Annotated in this window: 2 protein-coding genes; one reads left to right on the top strand and one right to left on the bottom strand. The window is 77.8% G+C overall.

Features of this window, described 5'->3' with window-relative positions:
* Positions 1-230 precede the first annotated feature (230 nt).
* Positions 231-1,775 (top strand): alpha/beta hydrolase, encoded by a 1,545-nt coding sequence (locus ACIQOV_RS31600; RefSeq protein ID WP_401054101.1) that lies wholly within the window; start codon positions 231-233, stop codon positions 1,773-1,775.
* Positions 1,776-1,890: 115 nt separating this feature from the next.
* Here the strand turns inward: ACIQOV_RS31600 and ACIQOV_RS31595 are convergent.
* Positions 1,891-3,858: ATP-binding protein (locus tag ACIQOV_RS31595; RefSeq protein ID WP_401054099.1), on the bottom strand; the 1,968-nt coding region annotated here is incomplete at its 5' end.

Here is a 3,858-nt window from a genome sequence, read left to right as displayed (position 1 = left end):
CGCGACGGGGAGCCGCAGGCCTGCCGGCCGGGGAGGCTGCCAGCGGTCTGCCAGGGGTCTGCCAGCGAGGTGCGGAACGGTGGGACGCGTCGGGAGGAGCGCCGCGACCGAGGAGCGCGCGACCGCCCGGCCACGGACGAAAGGACTCCCGTATGACTCGCACATCCCGTCCCACCGGCCCCGTCGAGGGCCGCCGCCGGCCGAGGGCGTCCCGCACGGCGGGGCACCGCGTGGCAACCGCCTGGCGTCTGGGCGCGGGCGCGGTGGCCGCCGCCCTGCTGGCCGCGACGGCCCCCACGCCCGCTTCCGCCGCCGCGGACACCGCCCCGGTGCCGCGGCTCGACTGGGCGAGCTGCGGGGACGGCTTCGAGTGCGCGAGCGCCCGCGTCCCGCTCGACCACCACGACCCGCGCGGGGCGGGCCTGGACCTCTCCGTCGTCCGGCACCCGGCGAGCGACCCGGCCCACCGGATCGGCTCGCTGTTCTACAACCCGGGCGGCCCGGCCGTGCCCGGCACCGCGGCCCTCCCCGCGATGCTCGACCTCTTCCCCGAGGAGGTCCGCGCACGCTTCGACATCGTCAGCTTCGACCCGCGGGGCACCGGCGGCAGCGCCGGCGTCCAGTGCTTCGAGACCCCGGCGGACGAGCAGGCCCTGCTGGCCGGCACCGCGGCCGGCTACCCCGAGGACACCGTCCAGCAGCGGGCGTGGACCGATGCCTACCGGAGCCTCGGGCGGCAGTGCGGGGCCCGCGACGCCTCCCTGCTGTCCCACGTCTCCACCGCGAACGTCGCCCGGGACATGGACCTGCTGCGCCGCGCGGTCGGCGACCGGCAGCTCAGCTACCTGGGCACCTCGTACGGCAGCTACCTGGGTGCCACCTACGCCAACCTGTTCCCCGGCCGGGTCCGCGCCATGGTCCTGGACAGCGCCATGGACCCGGTGGCCTGGTCCACCGGCCGGAACGGGCAGGCCGCGGTCGAAGGCACCCTCCTGCGCAACGGCAACGACCTGGCCGCCGGCCGGATCCTCGACGCCTTCCTCGACCGGTGCGGTCGGGTCGGCCCGCAGGCGTGCGCCTTCTCCGCCGGGACGGCCACCGCCACGCGCGCCCGGTTCGCCGAGCTGCTCCAGCGGCTGCGGACCCGGCCGGTCGCCGTCTCCGGCACGACCTTCACCGCCGGTTCGGCCCTGGAGACGACGCTCCTCTCGCTCTACGCGGCGAACCCCGTCCCCGGCCTGCCCGGCACGGGCTGGTCCCGGCTCGGCGGCACGCTCCAGGCCCTGTGGACCGCCACCGAGGCACCCGCCGCGCCGCTGCCGCCCGTCTCCCACGCGTCTCCCGACCAGGCGCTCGCGGTGATGTGCTCGGACAGTGCCAACCCGCCGGCCGGTGCCGACTACCCGGCCCAGGCGGCATTCGCCCGCTCCCGTTCCGGCGAGGTCGGCCCGTACTTCGCCTGGGCCGCGGAGCGCTGCGCCGACTGGCCCGTCCGGGACCGCGACCGCTACGACGGCCCGTGGAACCACCGGACCGCCCGGCCGATCCTGGTCGTCGCCGCCACCGGGGACCCGGGCATGCCGTACGAGGGGTCCCGCGCCATGGCCCGGTCGCTCGCCCGCGCCGAACTGCTGACCGTCGACGGTTACGGCCACACGGTCCTGGCCAACCCCAGCGGCTGTGCGGCCCGGTACGAGACGCGCTACCTGATCGACGGCGTGCTCCCGGCGCGCGGGACGGTCTGCGCACCCGACCGGCAGCCCTTCGCGGGCTGAGCCGACCGGTCCGCCCAGCCCCGGCAGCGGGGCCGTGCGGACCTGTCCGCCGTGCGGGCCGTGCGGGCCGTGCGGGCCGTCGGGCGTTCCCTCGCCGACCGTCCCGGCGGAACCGTCAGCCTGCCTCCCGGGCCAGCGACTCCGGTCGCGACAGCGCCCGGCCGCGCTCCCAGGCGCTGCGGAAGCCGTCCGCACCGAGCGCCTCGGCGCAGCCGTCCAGGACGGCGCGCAGCTCCGGGTCGCCCGCGTCATGGGCTCCGCGCAGCGCGTACGCCGCGCCCAGTGCGGCCGCGCCCCGGGTCGGCTCGCCCTGGGCCAGGCAGTACTCGGCGAAGCCCTCCAGCACGTCGGCGCGGACCGGCCGGTCACCGCTGTCCGCGGCCAGCTCCAGCGCCCGGCGGTGCAGCAGGGCGGCCTGCTCGGGCGTGCGGAGGCGAAGCCGGATGCGGCCCAGGCTGGTGTGCAGCAGGGCGAGCAGGTGCCGCCGGGTGGGAGCCGCGGCGTCGGCCGGGGAGAGGCGCTCCAGCCTCCGCACCGTCTCCTGCTGGTCACGCAGCGCCGCCTTCAAGTCGCCGGTCCTTCTGGCGAGTTCACCGAGCGCGTAGCGGGACGCGGCCTGGAGGTGCGGGTCCCGCGCCCGTACGGCGGCGGCCAGCGCGCGTTCCAGGTCGGCCCGGGCCGCGTCCGGCTCGCCGTTCCGGGTCCGCAGCCGGCCGGACAGCAGCAGCGGCAGCGGGGCATCGCCGGCGCCGCCCATCCGGGCGTCGCAGTCGCGGGCCTGGAGGAGCACGGTCAGCGCCTCGTCGGCCGCGCCGGTGACGGACAGCAGCGCGGCCAGCGTGACCAGGGCCATCGCCAGACCCCAGCGGTCACCGAGCGCCCGGAAGCCGTCCACCGCGGCCCGCAGACCGTGTTCGGCCTCCGCGATCCGGCCGGCGCCCAGCTCGATGCGGCCGAGCGCCAGATGGGCGCCGGCCCGGACCCAGGCGTCGGGATGCCCGAGGAACCGCTCCGCCGCCGCGCTCGTGGCCCCGGGCGGCCCGCCCAGGGCCAGCAGGAGTGCCGCCCCGAGCGCGACCGGGTGGTCGGCCTCCATCGCCGTGACCAACGCCTGCCCCATCGCCTCGGCCGGGGTCGCCGTCCCGTCCGGATCCCGCAGTGGCGCGGTGAGCCCGGAGAGGATCACGCACAGCGCGTGCGCCTGCTCCAGGCCGGGCGGCGGGGTGTGGCCGTGAGCCGCGAGGACGGCCGTCGTCCACTCACCGGCCTCGTGTCCCTGACCGCGCATCAGCCACGGCCAGACCCGGGCGGCCGCCAACCGCAGCGCGTGCTCCGGCGGGCCGACGGCGACCGCCCGGCGCAGCGCCGCGTCCAGGTTGAGGTGCTCGGCGTCCAGCCGGGCCAGCCGGTTCAGCTGGTCGTCCGTGCGCAACCGGGGTTCGGCGGTCTCGGCGAGGGCGAGGTAGCGGCCCAGGTGCTCGGCGCCGGTCCGGTCCGCCTCCCCGGCCGCGAGGAGCTGTTCGGCGGCGTACTCGCGAATGGTCTCCAGCAGCCGGAACCGCAGCGGCCCGTCGCCCCGGCCGGTGGTCACCACCAGGGATTTCTCGGCCAGGGACGCCAGCAGGTCCTCCACGGCCACCACGTCCGGTGCCGGACCGCCCGGCCAACGGCCGGAGCAGACCAGGTGGGCGTCGGACAGGAGTGCCCCGTCGGCGAACACCGACAGCCGCCGCAGCAGGACGCGTTCGTCCTCGTCGAGCAGGTCCCAGCTCCAGCCGATGACGGCGCGCAGCGTGCGATGCCGGCCGGGGGCGGCGCGGGGGCCCCGGTCCAGCAGCCGGAGCCGGTCGTGCAGCCGCGCCGCGAGGTGCCCGGGGCCGAGGGAACGCAGTCGTGCCGCCGCCAGCTCCAGGGCGAGCGGGAGGCCGTCCAGTTCCCGGCAGATCCGGACGACGGGCTCGACGGTGTTCCGGTCGAGGGTGAAGTCCGGGGCCGCCGCGGCGGCCCGTTCGGCGAACAGGGCGACGGCGGGGTGGGCGAGCGCCTCCTCCGCGGTGGTGGCGCGGGCCGAGGAGCTCCGCGC

It is taken from the genome of Kitasatospora sp. NPDC091257, assembly GCF_044757675.1.
In the GTDB taxonomy this organism is placed as follows: Bacteria; Actinomycetota; Actinomycetes; order Streptomycetales; family Streptomycetaceae; genus Kitasatospora; species Kitasatospora lactacystinica.
The sequence above is the reverse complement of the archived record's forward strand: the minus strand, read 5'-3'. Positions and strand labels throughout refer to the sequence as shown.